1 protein-coding gene is annotated in these 412 nt (G+C 67.0%); it reads right to left on the reverse strand.

What is annotated here, in order from left to right; genetic code table 11:
- A partial coding sequence (locus V2J85_RS40900) for a PLP-dependent transferase (protein WP_330824431.1) occupies positions 1-412 on the reverse strand: 412 nt, incomplete at both ends.

The following is a 412-nucleotide window of genomic DNA, read 5'->3' on the forward strand; positions in this document are numbered from 1 at the left end:
CCACCACATCCGCACCGAGCGGGATGCCCTGCTGCAGAAGTGGAGTGGCAAAGACGTTGTCCAGCACGACCTTTGCGCCGGCGGCATGCGCCAACTCAGACACCGCGGCGATATCGACCAGGGACTGCATGGGGTTCGACGGCGTCTCGAAGAACACCGCCTGCGTCGGCACCGACAGTGCCTCCTCCCACTGGGAGAGGTCGTCACCGTCGACGAACACCGTCTCGACACCCCAGCGCGGAAGGATCTCGTTACACACCACGAAGCACGACCCGAACAAGCTGCGGGCGGCCACCAGGCGGTCACCGGCGCCCAACAGCGCGCCCAGAGCGGTGAACACCGCTGCCATGCCGGTGGCGGTGGCGAAGCACGCGGGTGCTCCCTCGATGAGCCGCAGGCGCTCCTCGAACAT

Source organism: Streptomyces bugieae (assembly GCF_036352915.1).
In the GTDB taxonomy this organism is placed as follows: Bacteria; Actinomycetota; Actinomycetes; order Streptomycetales; family Streptomycetaceae; genus Streptomyces; species Streptomyces endophytica.